12 protein-coding genes are annotated in these 16001 nt (G+C 40.6%); 3 read left to right on the top strand and 9 right to left on the bottom strand.

What is annotated here, in order from left to right; translation table 11 throughout:
• The first annotated feature begins 144 nt into the window (after positions 1-144).
• A complete protein-coding gene (locus tag CK510_RS12475) occupies positions 145-486 on the top strand; it encodes a hypothetical protein (protein WP_095722014.1) in 342 nt (113 codons plus the stop codon).
• Positions 487-825: 339 nt separating this feature from the next.
• Here CK510_RS12475 and CK510_RS12470 read toward each other — a convergent pair whose 3' ends face one another.
• Entirely contained in the window at positions 826-1677 is an 852-nt protein-coding gene (locus tag CK510_RS12470; RefSeq protein ID WP_095722013.1) for a universal stress protein, read from the bottom strand.
• Between the two features lie 365 nt (positions 1678-2042).
• On the opposite strand from CK510_RS12470, the gene CK510_RS12465 reads away from it, so the two are divergent.
• Positions 2043-3647 carry a mechanosensitive ion channel family protein gene (locus tag CK510_RS12465; protein ID WP_245912115.1) on the top strand — a complete coding sequence of 535 codons (1605 nt, stop codon included), beginning with the start codon at positions 2043-2045 and terminating at the stop codon, positions 3645-3647.
• Positions 3648-3797: 150 nt separating this feature from the next.
• On the opposite strand, the gene CK510_RS12460 is transcribed toward CK510_RS12465, so the two are convergent.
• From CK510_RS12460 to der, 5 genes are all read right to left on the bottom strand, one after another.
• A complete protein-coding gene (locus CK510_RS12460; protein ID WP_095722012.1) occupies positions 3798-5597 on the bottom strand; it encodes a TIGR00271 membrane domain-containing protein in 1800 nt (599 codons plus the stop codon).
• Positions 5598-5759: 162 nt separating this feature from the next.
• The gene (locus CK510_RS12455; RefSeq protein ID WP_095722011.1) at positions 5760-6707 is read right to left on the bottom strand and encodes a mechanosensitive ion channel family protein; all 948 of its coding nucleotides are present in this window, start codon (positions 6705-6707) and stop codon (positions 5760-5762) included.
• Positions 6708-6876: 169 nt separating this feature from the next.
• Entirely contained in the window at positions 6877-7908 is a 1032-nt protein-coding gene (locus tag CK510_RS12450) for a DUF389 domain-containing protein (RefSeq protein ID WP_095722010.1), read from the bottom strand.
• 300 nt (positions 7909-8208) lie between these two features.
• Positions 8209-9771: a Na+/H+ antiporter gene (locus CK510_RS12445; protein ID WP_095722009.1), complete on the bottom strand. Its 1563-nt coding sequence runs from the start codon at positions 9769-9771 to the stop codon at positions 8209-8211.
• A gap of 285 nt (positions 9772-10056) precedes the next feature.
• Positions 10057-11424 (bottom strand): ribosome biogenesis GTPase Der, encoded by a 1368-nt coding sequence (der, locus tag CK510_RS12440; RefSeq protein ID WP_095722008.1) that lies wholly within the window; start codon positions 11422-11424, stop codon positions 10057-10059.
• A gap of 80 nt (positions 11425-11504) precedes the next feature.
• Here der and CK510_RS12435 point away from each other — a divergent pair, with 80 nt between their 5' ends.
• Positions 11505-12440, top strand: a complete 936-nt coding sequence (locus CK510_RS12435; protein ID WP_245912110.1) for a metallophosphoesterase — start codon at positions 11505-11507, stop codon at positions 12438-12440.
• Between the two features lie 11 nt (positions 12441-12451).
• Here the strand turns inward: CK510_RS12435 and CK510_RS12430 are convergent, their stop codons facing one another.
• The 3 genes from CK510_RS12430 to ychF all read right to left on the bottom strand — a co-directional run bounded on the left by CK510_RS12430 (position 12452) and on the right by ychF (position 15825).
• Positions 12452-12976 (bottom strand): VOC family protein, encoded by a 525-nt coding sequence (locus CK510_RS12430; RefSeq protein WP_211293180.1) that lies wholly within the window; start codon positions 12974-12976, stop codon positions 12452-12454.
• Between the two features lie 36 nt (positions 12977-13012).
• Positions 13013-14455 carry an Eco57I restriction-modification methylase domain-containing protein gene (locus CK510_RS12425; RefSeq protein WP_245912109.1) on the bottom strand — a complete coding sequence of 481 codons (1443 nt, stop codon included), beginning with the start codon at positions 14453-14455 and terminating at the stop codon, positions 13013-13015.
• 278 nt (positions 14456-14733) lie between these two features.
• Positions 14734-15825, bottom strand: a complete 1092-nt coding sequence (gene ychF / locus CK510_RS12420; protein ID WP_095722006.1) for a redox-regulated ATPase YchF — start codon at positions 15823-15825, stop codon at positions 14734-14736.
• Positions 15826-16001 lie beyond the last annotated feature (176 nt).

The following is a 16001-nucleotide window of genomic DNA, read 5'->3' as shown; positions in this document are numbered from 1 at the left end:
ACTCAGGAATTGGGGGATGAATATGTCAAAACAATTAGTAGTAATATCATCAATTATCGAAAAGATAGAAGTTTAAAGGGATGATGAATTTTAGATCACAATAAAAATATATAACAAGTTTCTTTTATAAGGAGTCCGTTACCTATGGCTTATACAGGCGAGTTAGACACAGGACTAAAAATCTATCTGGATAATCAGGGAGCAGAGACAGTTATTGCCACCTTCAGTTGCGGTCCAGGACAGATGGAAAAATCACATCGGGATTTTCAAATTGGAAGTTGGACTTTACCCCCGGAAATCTTCCATACTCCTGAAGGTATCATGTTAAAGATTAAAACAGCAGAGGACGAACACTATATCCACATCCAAGGCAGAAGCATGAGTATACTGAGTGAAGTACCTTCCCTTAGTAATTCTCAACAGATTCAAGTATCTGAAGTCTCCTGTATGCCAACCTTGGAACCCATGCAACCGTCGAGTATTTAAGGGTATCTGCCTTAGAGATGCTAGAGGCTTCCTAACGTTGGAGTAGAAAGATAACATAGTATACCAGCTACCATTTAATATCTCGCCAGCAACATTAGAAAAAAGCTATTCCCAGAATCCACCAAAAGTTCCTGAAATGGGTTGCGATCGCAACCCATTTCTAATTAATTTTGAATATCCTGATATTACAAGAACCAGAATCTATTAAAAGTAAAGAAAGCCAAGCAACACAGATACCTCTAAAAGACCCTCTGATTGCCTACAGTTGGGAGAAAGTTGCATACCTTGGTGCTTTTTTGGTTCTTGTGAGCATTATTATTCTCATCGGACACTCGGATACTAACGTTGGGCTGGAAAAAATAAGACGGGATGCCAGCTACTGCTTAATATCTCACCAGCAACACTGGAAACAAGCCACTCCCGGAAAGTACCAAGGGTTCCTGAAGACACTGCGATCGCGCTAATGTCAATCATTTTGGCTGCCTCTAATAACTCAACAACTGGCTGTCCTTGACGGATGTTTATTTCAACTTGTAAATTTGCAGTTTCTAAATCAGCTTTAACCTGAGATAAGGTTTCTCTAGCTTGCGAATCCTTCAAATCCTTCACAATCCAGCAAAGGACGCATTGCTGTAAATATCTACCAGACTGTTTTTCAGCCTGGTGCTTTACTTTTTGCACCAGATAACTAGCAACTTCACTACCATCATAGGGGAGTAGCAAAGAACGAAATAGATGCTGACAGCGCAGAGTTAATTCCTCAGCAGTATAAGCGGAGATTAACTGTGGACGCAGCAGCAGCAAAGGAATAGGCGATCGCTTACACAGTTCAGCCATTGTACTACCCAGCAGCTTATCGGAGAGTCGGGAATGACCTTGAGAACCCAGTACAATTAGTTCAGATTCGTAGTTTTGGGCAATTTTGAGAATAGTTTCGACTGGCTTACCTGATTGCACTTCTATTTTGACTGTGACATCTGTCGAATTTTCGTTAACTACCTCTGCTAAGAGGGTTTGAGCTTGTTCTACTTTCTCAGTATCGACTTGTGGAATAATCCCTTTTTCCCATAGGGGAACAGTATGCAAAAACACAATTTGCTTAATGCCTGCAACCGCTAAACTAGAAACAAAATGCCCAAAACGATGCAAACCGTCAGAAAAATCTGTGCAGATTAAAACTTTTTCAAACATAACAAGTTACCTGTAATTAAAAAAATTGTCCTCAATTAATTACAAATTGGCTAGGGTAACAGGTTATATTTGATACTTTCAGCCCATCAACATCAGAAATCGTTGTGGATAGGGAACCTGAAAAACCTGAACCATTAGCTTTATCTCCATCACCAAATCAAGAAGTCAAGTATCTGCGATCGCAACCTTTGGGGGTAGGTTATTTTGGGTGAGTTCCCACCATCTCCAAGCAATGGAAGCACAACAGACAACAGAAACCCAACCTTAGTAAAAAGCATATCAACTTACTTATATTCTCCACAATACTAACATTAAGAGCGTTAGTATAATTAGGAATTCAGATAAAAATTTGTTTGGGTATACGTATGATGCGTCATTCTCCACGTTTTTCCTTTTTCTCCTCCTGCTTAGGCATGATGGTAGTGGTAATTCTGTTGGTGCTTGGTTTGTGGTTGAGTCCAGGAATGGCACAAACTGGGGGAAAAGCTTCCGTAGTTGTAGATGGATACCAGATTTTTCAAGTGAGCGAGTCGGGTCAATTTAGTGCTGAAGAACGAGCTAATTTAATTAATTTACAGCTAAAAGAGGCGATAAAATCAGACACACCCATTCAAGTAAAAATTGAAGAACGTAACCAATTACCGACAATTTTATTAGGCGATCGCTACCTACTAACTGTTACCCAGAAGGATACTTTACCAGGTAGTAAACCTGATGAACAAGCCACTCTTTGGGTTAAACAAATTCAGGAAGTATTACAACAATCTCAATCGGAGCGAAGCTCGCAATATATTCGCAATACCTCTATATTGACTGCAAGTATACTACTGGGGGCATTTGCTGTTTCTTGGGTTCTAGGGTTGCTCAGGACACGTATTTCACAAATTGTACAAAAAAAGTTAAATAATGCAAATGCACAAGCTATAAATGCTGATTTACCCGCAGGATTAACATTGCTATTTAAATCTATACTCTTCTTTGCTCGTGCTGTAATTTGGGCAAGTGCGATTATTTATATTACTAATTTATTTCCCTACACTCGCCAGTGGAGCTACCAAATTTCCTATATTTTAACTTCTAGCTTCACATCTAAATTTATTACCATAGGTAATAATTCTTACTCTTTAATCAACCTGCTAATTTTGGTGGGTTTATTATTTGCCTTATTTATTTTTGCTGGAACCATTACTAATATTCTACGCTCTCGTGTTTTAAGTATTGCAGGTATTAATCGCGGAGTTCAAGAAGCGATCGCTATTTTGACGAAATATAGCTTGATTGTAGTTGGTAGCATAGTCTTACTGCAAATTTGGGGACTTGACCTCAGTTCTTTGACAATTTTAGCTAGTGCCTTGGGTATTGGAATTGGCTTTGGTTTCCAGGATATTGCGAAGAATTTCGGCAGTGGTTTGATTTTAATCTTGGAACGTCCGATTCAGATAGGTGATTTTATTGAGGTGGGAGATTTACATGGTACAGTAGAGCGTATAAGTGCCCGCAGTACTGAAATCAGAACCCTCGACCATATTTCCATCATTGTGCCCAATTCGCGTCTTTTGGAAAGCGAAGTCATAAATTGGAGCCACCATAACCCCATTTCTCGTCTGCATTTACCTGTTGGTGTGGCTTATAACGCGGAACCTAATTTAGTCAAAAAAGCGTTGCTAGATGCAACGAAAGACCACCCTAATGTTTTAAATGCACCTCCTGCTCAAGTATTTTTTAAAGGTTTTGGGGATAGCGCTCTCAATTTTGAATTACTGGTGTGGACAGCAGAACCCCACAAACAGTTTGTAACTAAGAGCGATTTATACTTTTCTATCTACGAAATTTTACGTAAGCGCCAGATAGAAATCCCCTTTCCTCAACACGACCTACATTTGCGTTCTGGAAATTTAGGACTTTCTCCCCAGGTGGAGAAGGCTTTGTTGCGACTATCTGAAGAATCAGCTAACGGGTATCAGGAATAACTTAATTGCATTTAAATCTGGTAAATTAGGACAGGAGCGATCGTAATAAATTTAGTTACTCTTAAACCATTTTGGCATCGGGTAAACAGTATATTTTCTGACTTCTGACTTTTGCCTCCTGCCCTCTGTCTTTCTTCGATAAATATTAGATTAAGATTTTATTACTTTCATTTTCAGTCCAATACTATTGTTAGATTCTACTTTACCTTGAGATATCTGAATTTGATTAGCTGCAATTTTCCATTTAGAATTCAGGTACTTTTTAATAGCATCAGTTCTTTTTTGAGTGATACTATTAAGCTCTTTGTTTGACAGATCGGCAATAAGTTCTATTTGTAAATTTGGTTGTAATTCTAGAGTTCTCCCAATCCGAGTGAGTGACTGGGTACTAGCAGATGAAAGTTCTGCTTTATCAGGTGCTAATGTAATGGTTCCTTGGTTAATAGGTATTCTTTGAAATCTCACATTTGCATTTGGGAAAACGAGTCTGTTTCTAATATCACCTACCAAGAGATTCTTTGCATCCGTACTCATTTCCCGTTTGCTCAGATAAACCATATTCAAACTTAGTGGTTCTGTTACGCTATTTGTGATTACCATCTCATAGCCTAATAACTCTGCTGGTGGGGGAAGTTGGAAATTCTGCAAAGCAGTCTCCGTACTTTGTAAAAAAGCAGTTTGATATTCTGCGATCGTTGGCTGTGGTTTTTTATCAACTGCCAATTCTTTTTTCTCTATTGCCGCTAATTGAGCAATCAGGTCTTTAGAAGCTGTGGGAATTTCAATTAATTGTAATTGGACTGCATCAGGATTTTTCTTTAAACGAGATGCGACTAATTGAACAAATTCATTTTTCTCTTCGCTAGTATATAACTTACTCGTAAACACTCTAATTTGCATCAAAAGCTTGCCACTTTGCTCTTGAGCAAAAATCTTGCTGATGTCGGAACGACGCTGACCATCTGTAAAAACAGCAAATTTCTGCTGCCAAATTTCTGTTCCAACTTTAATAATCTGGTTCTTTTGTTGCTTTTGGGTAATTTCTTGCCGCAGTTGAATTAAAGATTCATTTAATGGGATGAGGAGAACCAATACTGGAAATAAAATTAGGATAAAGCGACTGGGAAGACTACCAATCACTTTTAAGCGATCGGAAATTAAAGAATGGTCGATAAATGATTGAAACCAACTGCTTTCAGGGTTTTGTTGATGCCACTCTCGCACCTGTTCCCGCACTACAGGCGTATCAATACGTAGTAACAAAAAGACTATCATTGCCATGAGAGTAATAGCTATTAGGTTGGTTAAAAATAGTAACCCCCCACCACGGGCAATCTCTAACCCATTTGTGAAATTCAAGCTAGTTGCTATACCAATGCCATATCCAACTACACATAAAGGCGGCATTAATGCAACTGCAATCGATACTCCTGGAATGGAGGTGACAACCCCTTTCGGTTCTTTACAGGTGGCAATTGAACCCAAAGCGCCAGAAAATAATGCAATTACTAAATCTAGGACATTTGGGTTAGTCCGGACAGAAATTTCAGAAGTTAGTTCCTTAAAAGGTAAAATTCCCACTAGGATAAAAGCAAAAAGAATCGCCACTATACAACTTAAAGTGAGATTCAGTATTGCCCGCATCGCTAAAATCAAGTCTCCCGCAGCAAATCCTAACCCAGTGGCAAGGATAGTCCCCATCAAGGGAGAAATTAACATCGCTCCGATAATTACTGCTGGGCTATTTAGAACTAACCCCAAAGTCGCTATTCCTGCTGCAAATATTACCTGTAGCCAATAGCTGACATCTTGTAGGGTTACAGAGGCAAGTAAGTCGCGGTAAATTTCTTCCTTCCGGGCTTGAGAAATACCCAGGTTAAACGTCAGCCAATTCCGAAACCGATTCACCCAAGTAAATTTTGGAGTATTTGTCTGCCGAAACTTAGCCATAATCTTGCTCACCCTAAGTTATCACCCTTCTGGGATCGTATTTGTGCCGACAACCTCAGCGATACTGCAAATGCTTTAATAATTGACTAACATAGAACCCCTCTCCATACCTCTCCCCGCGATACGGAGAGAGGCTTAAGATTAAAATAAAAAGTCCAGATTTTAAGCATTTTTAGTAGAATCACTGATCCGGCGTGGCTTTGATACTTCACCTTTAACTGCGGGCCAACCTTCTCGCTGACGCGAACGATCCCCATCCGTCTCTTCAGTTTGGTCATGGAACAGAATTTGTGTAGTTGGGAAGGGTAAGTCGATGCCGTTTTCGAGGAGCTTTTTCTTGATTGCAGTTAGTACTTGACTGCGCGAGTCAAGAGCATCTGCCCGTCGTAGTGGATTAATCCACCAGCGCACGCGGATATTTACGCTACTTCCAGCTAGTTCCATCAGCAACACATCAGGAGCGGGGTCTTTCAATACTTCATCTACGCTATGTAATGCTTCCAACATTAACTGCTTCGCCCAGTCAATGTCGTCGCCGTAACCAATACCAACATCATACTCTAGTCGGCGATTCTCAAAGGCAGTGTTGACAGTCACAGAATTAGTGAACAACTCGGCGTTGGGAATTACAATCCGCCGACCGTCGTAGGTTTTTATTATAGTAGCGCGTGTCTGAATATTTTCAACTGTTCCTTCAAAATTTTTAAATACAATTTGGTCATTAATTTGGAAAGGTTCTGTTAGCAGGATTAAAATGCCTGCTAAAAAGTTTTGTAAAATATCACGAAAGGCAAAACCAATTGCCACTCCACTAATTCCCAAAAGTTGCACCAAATCTCCTGCGCGAAAAGTGGGAATTATTATCGACAACGATATGAACAAACCTAACAGAATTGTTAGACCTTGTGCCAAACGTCCCAGTACCAATCCCAGATTCCGTGCTTGACGATGTTTACGGGTTAACCTTTTGACTAATCTCTTAATTGCGCTGGCAATAAACAAAAAGATTACAAAGACAAATAATGCCAGCACCATGTTGGGAAACAACTTAATTAATGCGTTAATCATTGACTGAACTTTTCCCCAGGCTGCCGATATTTCTGCGTTCATGATAATTGCTGACTCATCAATAATAGTTAACTATAGTTAAATATTGTTAACTATAGTTAAAAGTAGCAAGATTAAAATCTCTCTGAGGTTACTAAAAGCGGAAGTCTCAAGCAAAAAAATGACTGGTATGGTAGCGCTACTATCATACGATCTCGATCCTCAGTTATATTTATTGTTCAACGTTTGTAGGAATCAACTCAGAGGAAGTTGGAGTTTCCCGTCTCACCTGTTCAACCTGGCTAATCTCAAAGATGAGAGTGAAGGGTTGACCCATTTGTTCGTATACAAACTTTTCTAACAAATCTACTTGCTTGGGGGTTACAGGTACTCTTGTCCGAACAATCAAGCGGACTTGAGGTGGTTTTATCAACCAGTTAGTATCAATTTTGAGTAGTTCCAATCGCTGAAATGTGATAGTTTTTGTCAGCAGTGCATTCTTAAGACTATTTTCTAAGTTTGTCTGTCGAACTAATTGGGCAAAGCTCACACTCAGGGGGAGCAGCAAAACACCTGTCAAAAAAAGTGTCCAGAACAGTGCTGCGCCTGCTCGCTCTAAAGGAGAATAGCCAATGATTAGAAACATCAGCATACAGGCAAGGATAATTCCTAAGAGGTTAGTCAGGTAGAGTAGAGTTGCTCCCTGAGTGAGTGACCAGTTTGCTTGTGCCAGACCCAGACCGATAACACAAATAGGCGGCATAAGAGCAACTGCGATCGCAGTTCCCACCAGGCTACCAGAAATTTTGGGTTGTGCCTTGGCATAGCCACTAATGCTGCCAGCTGCTAGTGCAATCCCCAAATCCAGCAAAGTTGGTTTGGAACGGGATAATACTTCCGTGTCGAAAGTGGAAATACCGACCAGCGACTCCAGGGTGTAAGCCAGCCCAATAGCCAGTAAGGTTCCCACCACAATCGACAGCAGACCTCTACGAAACAGGAGAATATTGCCTGTCAGTGCGCCGAAGGCGAGTCCCCGGATTGGCAGGATCAAAGGTGCAATGACCATAGCTCCGATGATGACAGCAGCGCTGTTAGTGATTAAGCCAAAGGTAGCAATGGCACAGGAGCCAACCGTCAAAATTAGGTAAGTCGGGTTCAGTGTAGATTCATCTAACAATTCTGTTTGTAGCCGCTCTAGCTCTGTTGGTTCAACCCTTTTGCGTTTAAAATCCTTGAAGTGATTGCGAATATTCTCAAGCATTGCTTCCAAAACTCTTAATTTAGCTTTGTTTTAACACCCCATATTCCGCACTTCAACATAATAGTATGCAGCTATTCAATAATAATTCCTAATTATGAACATCAATTAAGTATTAATACTGCTAATTAGTGGCTGTTTTTGTTTTTTATCTAACCTTGATTAGCAAGAAATTGGAAATGTACGCGTATTACATGATGAAGTGCGGGAAGTGGGTGACACAATACGGTTATGACATCACTCAGCATTGTTTGTACCTGCTAAAAGATTGAAAAATCTCGCACTTGTTTCATAACCTCCTGCTTATTCTTCCGAATCAGAAGTATGGTATAGCAAGGGAGCTAGTTCCTTATTCAACCAACCAGCCTTGACAAATTCTGCATAGGCATCTGCTTCAATTGCCAGTAATTCTCCTCGTAGTTGTTCCGACATAAAGTTACATAAATCTGGATAATCATCTTGCAATTGTTCGATTTCTGCTTGCAGACGGCTAATTTCTCCGCGAGTTAACGTTTCTTGGTAACGGTAAAATTCTGGGTCAATACCAGGAAGTTTTTCAGTTTTTTGTAAATGTTGCAATACTCGATTCAATGCCACCTGGCGAGCTACAGCTTCCGAATACTGCTGACGTAGGGGCTGGTTGCCCAAAAGTTTTAACTTTTCTAACAACGGTTTGACTGTCAAACCTTGGACTAGGAGTGTAAACAAAACGACTCCAAATACAGTAGCAATAATTTCTTCCCGTCCAGGTAGAATTGCTGGTACGCTCAATGCCAGTGCAATGGAAACCGAACCCCGCAATCCCCCCCACCAGAGAATTGTTTGTTCCCCCAAGGGAATTTGGGAGTCTACCGAGCGATTGCTTAAAAAACTTAACAGGTAAATTGCGATCGCTCTTGTTAATATCATCCCTGCGATTGTGATGGCAATGGTTCCCAAATTTGCTTGCAAGGTATTGAAACGAATCTGGTCACCAATCAGTAAAAAGACAATGGAATTCACAAAGAAAGCCAAAAACTCCCAAAACTCGCTGACAATGATTCGCGTGCGGGGGTTCATGCCAATGCGAGAGCCAAAGTTGCCTAAAATTAAACCTGTGGTGACAACTCCAATTACCCCAGAACCACCGAATTCTTCGGTAATAATGTAAGTTCCGTAGGCAGAAACCAAAGTCAATGACTGTTCTACCAGTGGCAAATCAAAACGCTGGGTTAGGTAGGAGATACCAAACCCAATCAAACCACCGATGGCAATGCCAATACCAACTACGGAACAAAGTTTAATCAAAATTGATTGTAGTCCTAATTGGGCTGTTCCCAAAGGTAAAGCTACCAAAAAGCCAAAGGCAACAACCGCCATTCCATCATTAAACAGACTTTCACCTTCCATCAGGGTACTTAGACGCTTGGGTACACCTAATTCCCGAAATAAGGCTGTCACAGACACAGGATCGGTTGCAGACAGACTTGCCCCAATTAAAAGGGCAGTGGTGAGTGACAGTCCAGTGAATTGCTGCAAACCGAACGCTACTCCTGCGATGGAAATCACTACGCCAAATACCGCATAAAGACAAATTGGTACTAAATCCCGCTTCAATTCCGTCCATTTCAGATTCCACGCGGCTTCAAATAGTAGAGGTGGTAAAAAAATTGAAAGAATTAATTCTGGAGAGAGATTGACAAGTCGCACGTCTACTGTCGCTAGTCCTAACCCCACAATCACTAGGAGTAAGGTATAGGGAATTTGACGAAACCAGCTAAAGATTTGTGGCAGTGTTGCTACGCTTAAAGAAACAGAGAGTACCAACAGAAATGATTTTAGGTTGGCTGTAATTACAGCTTCACCCACAGCAGATTCTAATACCATAGTATTTTTGATTGGACGAAGGCATAGGGCAAACCATGCAGTAGTGTAAAACCCTAGTGAGGAATAATAACACGGGTTTTGTTATGGTTGTATGTGGCATATGCTGCGAACCACTAGTATTTGAATTTTGCCAAAGACAGAGAGAAGATGCGGTGGATTGTCTCTACTAAAGGAACACCAAGAAATAAGTTATCCCAATATATAATCAGGGACAGGGATATCCAGCCCCTACGAATGATACGATTGATAATTATCTAATCGGGATATTTTATTTTCTGGAAGTCCCTAAACGCGGGTGGCACGATTACCATTGACACCATCTACATCGCGATCGCGAACTGCCTTACTACGCCATAATAAACGTATCGGTGTACCTTTAAATCCTAACTGTTGGCGGAATTGACGCTCAATATAACGACGGTAATTATCGTTAAAACGCTTGGATTCGTTGACAAATAGTGCTATTGTCGGTGGTGCTGTTGTTACTTGCGTACCGTAGTAAATTTTACCCTGCTTACCGCTACGGCTAACTGGGGGAGAATGCCAGCGCAATGCTTCTTCCAACACTTCATTAATCACCGATGTACTGACACGACGCTTGTGTTCTTCAGCAGCAGTCATCACTAATTCCAAAATCTTCTCAACACGCTGCCCTGTTAAAGCGCTGGTAAAGATAACATCAGCCCATTCGGTAAAATGTAGCCTTTCTTGCAAATCTTTCTCGTATTCGTAAATTGTATGGGAGTCTTTCTCAACTGCATCCCACTTATTCACAACAATAATACAAGCGCGACCATCTTCGATAATCCGTCCGGCTAATTTTTGGTCTTGGTCTGTTACACCATCAAGGGCATCAATGACCATTAATACCACATCAGAACGACGAATTGCTTTAAAAGCACGGTTAATGCTGAAAAATTCAGTTCCGTATTCGATATGTTTCTTTCTGCGAATTCCTGCCGTATCGATGATGCGATATTTTTGCCCATTACGTTCGATGTGGGTATCAATTGCATCGCGAGTTGTCCCAGAAATCGGACTAACGATCGCACGTTCTTCACCGACAAATGCATTCAAAAGGCTGGATTTTCCCACATTGGGACGACCAATGATCGCAACTTTGATTTCGTCGGTATCCGATGCATCTACGTTTGCAGGTAAGTGACTAATTAACTTATCAAGTAATTCACCTGTACCATTTCCATGAATTGCGGAGATGGGAAAGGGTTCCCCCAAACCAAGTGACCAAAATTCGGCAGCTTGAACTAAACCTTGATCGGGAGATTCGCATTTATTTACAGCCACCATAACGGGGACTTTTTGAACACGCAACCATTCGGCAATTTCTTCATCTGATGGTGTCATGCCATATTTGCCATCAACAACCAGGATTGCCGCAGAGGCATCGGCAAGTGCAGCCATTGCTTGCTGACGAATCATTGGTAAAAACTCGGTATCGTCATTGAATATTAAACCACCAGTATCGACAACAGTAAATTCTCTGTCGCACCAATAGGCAGGTAAATAAGTGCGATCGCGTGTTACTCCTGGTTCATCATGGACAATAGCCGTTTGTACCCCAGCAAGGCGATTTACAAAGGTCGATTTGCCCACATTCGGGCGACCGATAATAGCAACAATAGGTAAACTCATAAAAGGTGCGAAATGCTCCAAAGTGTTATTCTAGCGAGTCCGGGTTAGGTTAGTTAGGATTGGTTAATAGTTATTAGTTAATGGTTAATGGTTATTGGTTAGTAGAGCCAAAAAACACCTCAAGAAGCATTAATTACATCATTAATTACACAAAATCTTGGATGAAAAAACTCAAAAAAGCACGTAAATCTAAGTATCCACCCGTCAAACTGGGGTTATTTCTATCAAGCTTGTGCGTATTAATTTATGCCTATTTTATTGAACCTAACTGGATTGAAATTAATTCATTACAACTAACCTTACCGCATCTTGCCACAGAATTTGATGAATATAAGATTGTACAAATTAGTGATATCCATGTCAACAAATGGATGACTCAAGCTCGTCTCAAGCGGATTTTTCGTTTAGTCAACCAACAAAAACCCGATGCGATCGCAATTACAGGGGATTTTATTACCCGTCGTCAAGAAAGATTTATCCCGAATCTGACAGCAACTATGGGGCAACTTGTCGCTCAGGATGGGAAATTTGGAGTTTTGGGAAACCACGATTATTGGTCGAATCCGGATGCTGTATCTCATGCAATGGCACAAACAAACGTTTTCAATCTCGCCAATACTTTCCAATCTATACAGCGAGGTGATGCCAAATTATATATTGCTGGGGTTGATGATATTTACGTGGGTAAAGACCGTTTGGATTTGGTAATGCAAAGTTTACCAGATGATGGGAATGCTGCCATTTTACTTGCCCATGAACCCGATTTTGCCGATACTAGCGCCGCAACAGGTCGATTTGACCTACAATTATCGGGACATTCCCACTCTGGACAAGTTCGTATTCCCTTTTTCCCTCCGTTACATCTTCCCGAATTAGGGAGAAAATATTACGCAGGTTTACATCATCTGGGTTCAATGATGGTTTACACAAATCGAGGTTTGGGAGTAACTGGAATGCATTTGCGATTTAATTGTCGTCCAGAAATTACTGTGATTACATTGAATGGGAAAAAGTGATGTAGACAGCTTCACATTGGGCTATTAATTGAAACAAGAACCCCATCTAAATCACGAACATATGCAACTGTTTGTCCCCAAGGTTTAACTTTGGGTTCTACAACAATATTAGCACCCGCTTCTACTGCACCTTGAAAAGCAGCAGCTACATCATTTGTTACAAAACCCACTTCCATACCAGTAGGTAGACTCAACAGACTATTTTCAGTAAATCCCTGGGGAAGATTCGATTTTGCTAAGTCGTTTGAGGCAAAAGCAAGAGTCGTTGTATCTGTATCCATCTCAGCATACTGACCACTTTCATGAATAAATTTTTGCTTTAGCCCAAATGCCTGTTCATAAAAAGCAACAGCTTGAGAAACATCTTTGACATAGAGAATTGCGTAGGAGAATTTCACTATTTTACCTCGTACAAAAGAATTATTGAGGTGATAGTAGTACGTTTGCCCTACCGAGTCAAGTATTGCGATCGCTTTTGGTGGGTACAAAGTATCATCGCTCTTAGAGGATGTTTGAAAAGTACCCCGAAATGTCATGCTGAGGCACGTTCGCGTAGCGTGTCCCCTTGGGACTCAGCATCCCAATAACATCAAATCTGCTTTGCAGGGGTATTTAACTCTGCGTAAATCTGTAGCATTGACTTGAGTATGTCCACTAAACTGACGAAAGTAGGTATCAAAAAAAGTTGAGTTAAGAAACCCCGTTAAACCTCTTGCCAGTTCAGGATTCATCCCCTTACCTTTGGCATGGTAGTAGTTAAGATGGTTTTCTATACCTAACGCTGGTGCATCTAAAGGAGTACAGACAGCAGCAACAACACGACGTTTTTCTTCCTTAGCGGAAAAACGCTTTGTTAAGACATACCAACCCGGTTGAACTAACCATTTTGCGGTTTCCTGATTTTGTTCAATTGCGATCGCTTTACGGGGAGTATTTGGTGGAAACAAAACTTTCCCTATTTTGATAGATTCTGGGTAAAGCAAGGGAACGCTTTGTTCATTTAAGTAATTTCTCAAAGATGATTTGAGGCGAAAATCTACAACTGGACCTGTTGAAACTTGCAAACCAAGTTCTTCTAAAGTGGATGAGAATTTATTCATTTGCACTCTCAAATAATCTTCGAGAGAGTTGGTAATGATATGAATAAACCTCTCGGAATCATTGGTTTCCACTACTTCGCTGTAGGGAACATATCTTAGTTCTGAGACATTATCTAATTCATTCGCTGAATTACTAGTAATCTCTACATATTCTGGTTTTTTTGGGGTTTTAATTGCATGAAAAATAATATTTTCTTGTAATACGTTATCTTCTGCAAAAGCCGCCGAACGACTTTCAAAAATATGAATTTTTCCCAGTTTTAAGTCTTCCAAAAAAGCTTTACGAAAAGGACGAAAATAAACACCATTACAAAAGCTTCTAGGTGTAATTGCGACAATTTCTCCACCTTCAGCAAGCTGTAACATCGTCAGCCAAACAAATGCACTATATAAATTAACAGTCTCAATTCCCAATTCTGCCAGGATTCTTTTTTCAATTGATTTACTATTAATCTTCTTATAAGGTGGATTCAGAATGGCGTGAGTAAAATTGGTATAGGAAGTAGTAAAAAGCGGTAAAGTTTTTTCTGTAAATGTCTCTATAAAACTTTTGTCATGTAAACAGTAATTTGCTTGAATACCACATTTCTCCAAAGCTTCACAACATTCGGTCAGACATTGTTTTAAAGATGGTAGAAAGGTTGCTTCAACCTCATATACTGTAATAAAACAACTTTCGACCTGATTCTGATTTGTCAATAAACGTTCTACAAAAGCAGCAGTTAACGCTCCAACACCCGCTCCAGGGTCTAGAATATGAATGTGACCAGATAAATTACTAAATTTTCCTGCCATAAAACGGGCAAGATGAGCAGGAGTCAAAAATTGACCCAATTCACTACGCTGCTTCAAATTTAGGCTTGAAGATAAATGAACCCTAGTGATATCAATTGAGTCGGTAAGAAACATTGTCATACTGTAAATTTAGCACCAGATACATGATGTTAGAGTATTCCAAGTAAAAAAATGCCTAATTGTCATTACGTAGCTTGCTACTTACAGAAGCCGCTTGCGCGTCTACCTGCAGGGTACGCAGCGATAGGGGAGTGAAGTAATCGCGTAATCCCTGAGTTTTTGTGATTGCTACCCTGCGGGAACGCGTATAGCGTAGCTTGCTTCTCCGATCGAGGAGTACGCAATGACGGATTTTGAATCATTTATTTGTTGGAACACTCTAATGGTGGATTCAATAATTAAGCACTAGTGAGGAATAACATTACATCTCCTTCCTTGACAACATATTCTTTGCCTTCGCTGCGAACTAATCCTTTTCCTTTTGCACTTCCCATCGAACCGGAAGTGACCAAATCATTGTAAGCAATGGTTTCAGCACGGATAAAACAACGCTCAAAATCTGAGTGAATAACACCTGCTGCTTGAGGTGCGGACATTCCTGCTTGAATTGTCCAAGCACGGGTTTCCTTTTCTCCAGTGGTGAAATAAGTTCGCAAACCCAAAAGTACATAGGTAGCACGAATTAATGATTTTAAACCACCTTCCTCTACACCTAAAGATGCTAAAAAATCGGCTCTTTCTTCAACAGGTAATTCGATTAACTCCGATTCTACCTGTGCAGAAACCACAACAACTTGGGCTTTATCTTGCCCCGCGATCGCTATCACTTTTTCTACGTAGTCATTACCCGTTGCTAGGTCATCTTCCGACACATTAGCAGCGTAGATAATTGGTTTCGCTGTTAGTAAACCTAAGAATTGAATGATTTCTCTTTCTTCATCGCTTAAATCGATTTGACGTACAGCTTTACCTTGGTTTAATTCCGCAGCAACCTTTTCCAAAACTACCAATTCAGCTTGTGCTTCCTTACTGGAACGTGCTTGCTTCTTAGTGCGTTCGATTCGCTTATCAACCTGGGACAAATCCGCTAAAGCCAATTCTAAATTGATAATTTCGATATCCCGCACCGGGTCAACCGAGCCTTCAACGTGAATAATATCATCATTCTCAAAGCAGCGTACCATGTGAGCGATCGCATCGACTTCGCGAATATTGGACAAGAAAGCATTACCCATCCCCTCACCTTTACTTGCACCTTTGATTAAACCAGCAATATCGACAAATTCAACCTGTGCTGGGACAAGTTGTTTCGATCCAGAAATTTTCGATAGTACCTCTAATCGTTCGTCAGGAACCGAAACAATGCCAATATTCGGGTCTTTGGTGCAAAAAGGGAAATTAGCAGCTTCAGCCTTGGCATTTTCAACCAAAGCATTGAATAGAGTTGATTTTCCTACGTTAGGTAGTCCGACAATCCCAGCTCTCAGCATATCAGCAATCAGCGTGTTTTACTCTTGTCAGGATATCAAAAGGAATGCACTGTGTGTGGGAATTGGGGATTGGGGATTGGGAATTGGGAATTGGGAGGTTTCGGAGGAATATAAATCAATACGGTTCAGTTAAGACTAAACTATTCAATATTTTAAACCGCCATAGACACGGAGTG

It is taken from the genome of Brunnivagina elsteri CCALA 953, from assembly GCF_002289455.1.
Classification (GTDB): domain Bacteria; phylum Cyanobacteriota; class Cyanobacteriia; order Cyanobacteriales; family Nostocaceae; genus Brunnivagina; species Brunnivagina elsteri.
Note: the sequence above shows the minus strand (reverse complement) of the source record. Positions and strands in the feature narration are given on the sequence as shown.

Coding starts and splice junctions, on each gene's coding strand:
- CK510_RS12475 (WP_095722014.1), top strand. CDS start 145: ATGGCTTATACAGGCGAGTTAGACACAGGACTAAAAATCTATCTGGAT.
- CK510_RS12470 (WP_095722013.1), bottom strand. CDS start 1,677: ATGTTTGAAAAAGTTTTAATCTGCACAGATTTTTCTGACGGTTTGCAT.
- CK510_RS12465 (WP_245912115.1), top strand. CDS start 2,043: ATGATGCGTCATTCTCCACGTTTTTCCTTTTTCTCCTCCTGCTTAGGC.
- CK510_RS12460 (WP_095722012.1), bottom strand. CDS start 5,597: ATGGCTAAGTTTCGGCAGACAAATACTCCAAAATTTACTTGGGTGAAT.
- CK510_RS12455 (WP_095722011.1), bottom strand. CDS start 6,707: ATGAACGCAGAAATATCGGCAGCCTGGGGAAAAGTTCAGTCAATGATT.
- CK510_RS12450 (WP_095722010.1), bottom strand. CDS start 7,908: ATGCTTGAGAATATTCGCAATCACTTCAAGGATTTTAAACGCAAAAGG.
- CK510_RS12445 (WP_095722009.1), bottom strand. CDS start 9,771: ATGGTATTAGAATCTGCTGTGGGTGAAGCTGTAATTACAGCCAACCTA.
- der (WP_095722008.1), bottom strand. CDS start 11,424: ATGAGTTTACCTATTGTTGCTATTATCGGTCGCCCGAATGTGGGCAAA.
- CK510_RS12435 (WP_245912110.1), top strand. CDS start 11,505: ATGGTTAATGGTTATTGGTTAGTAGAGCCAAAAAACACCTCAAGAAGC.
- CK510_RS12430 (WP_211293180.1), bottom strand. CDS start 12,976: ATGACATTTCGGGGTACTTTTCAAACATCCTCTAAGAGCGATGATACT.
- CK510_RS12425 (WP_245912109.1), bottom strand. CDS start 14,455: ATGACAATGTTTCTTACCGACTCAATTGATATCACTAGGGTTCATTTA.
- ychF (WP_095722006.1), bottom strand. CDS start 15,825: ATGCTGAGAGCTGGGATTGTCGGACTACCTAACGTAGGAAAATCAACT.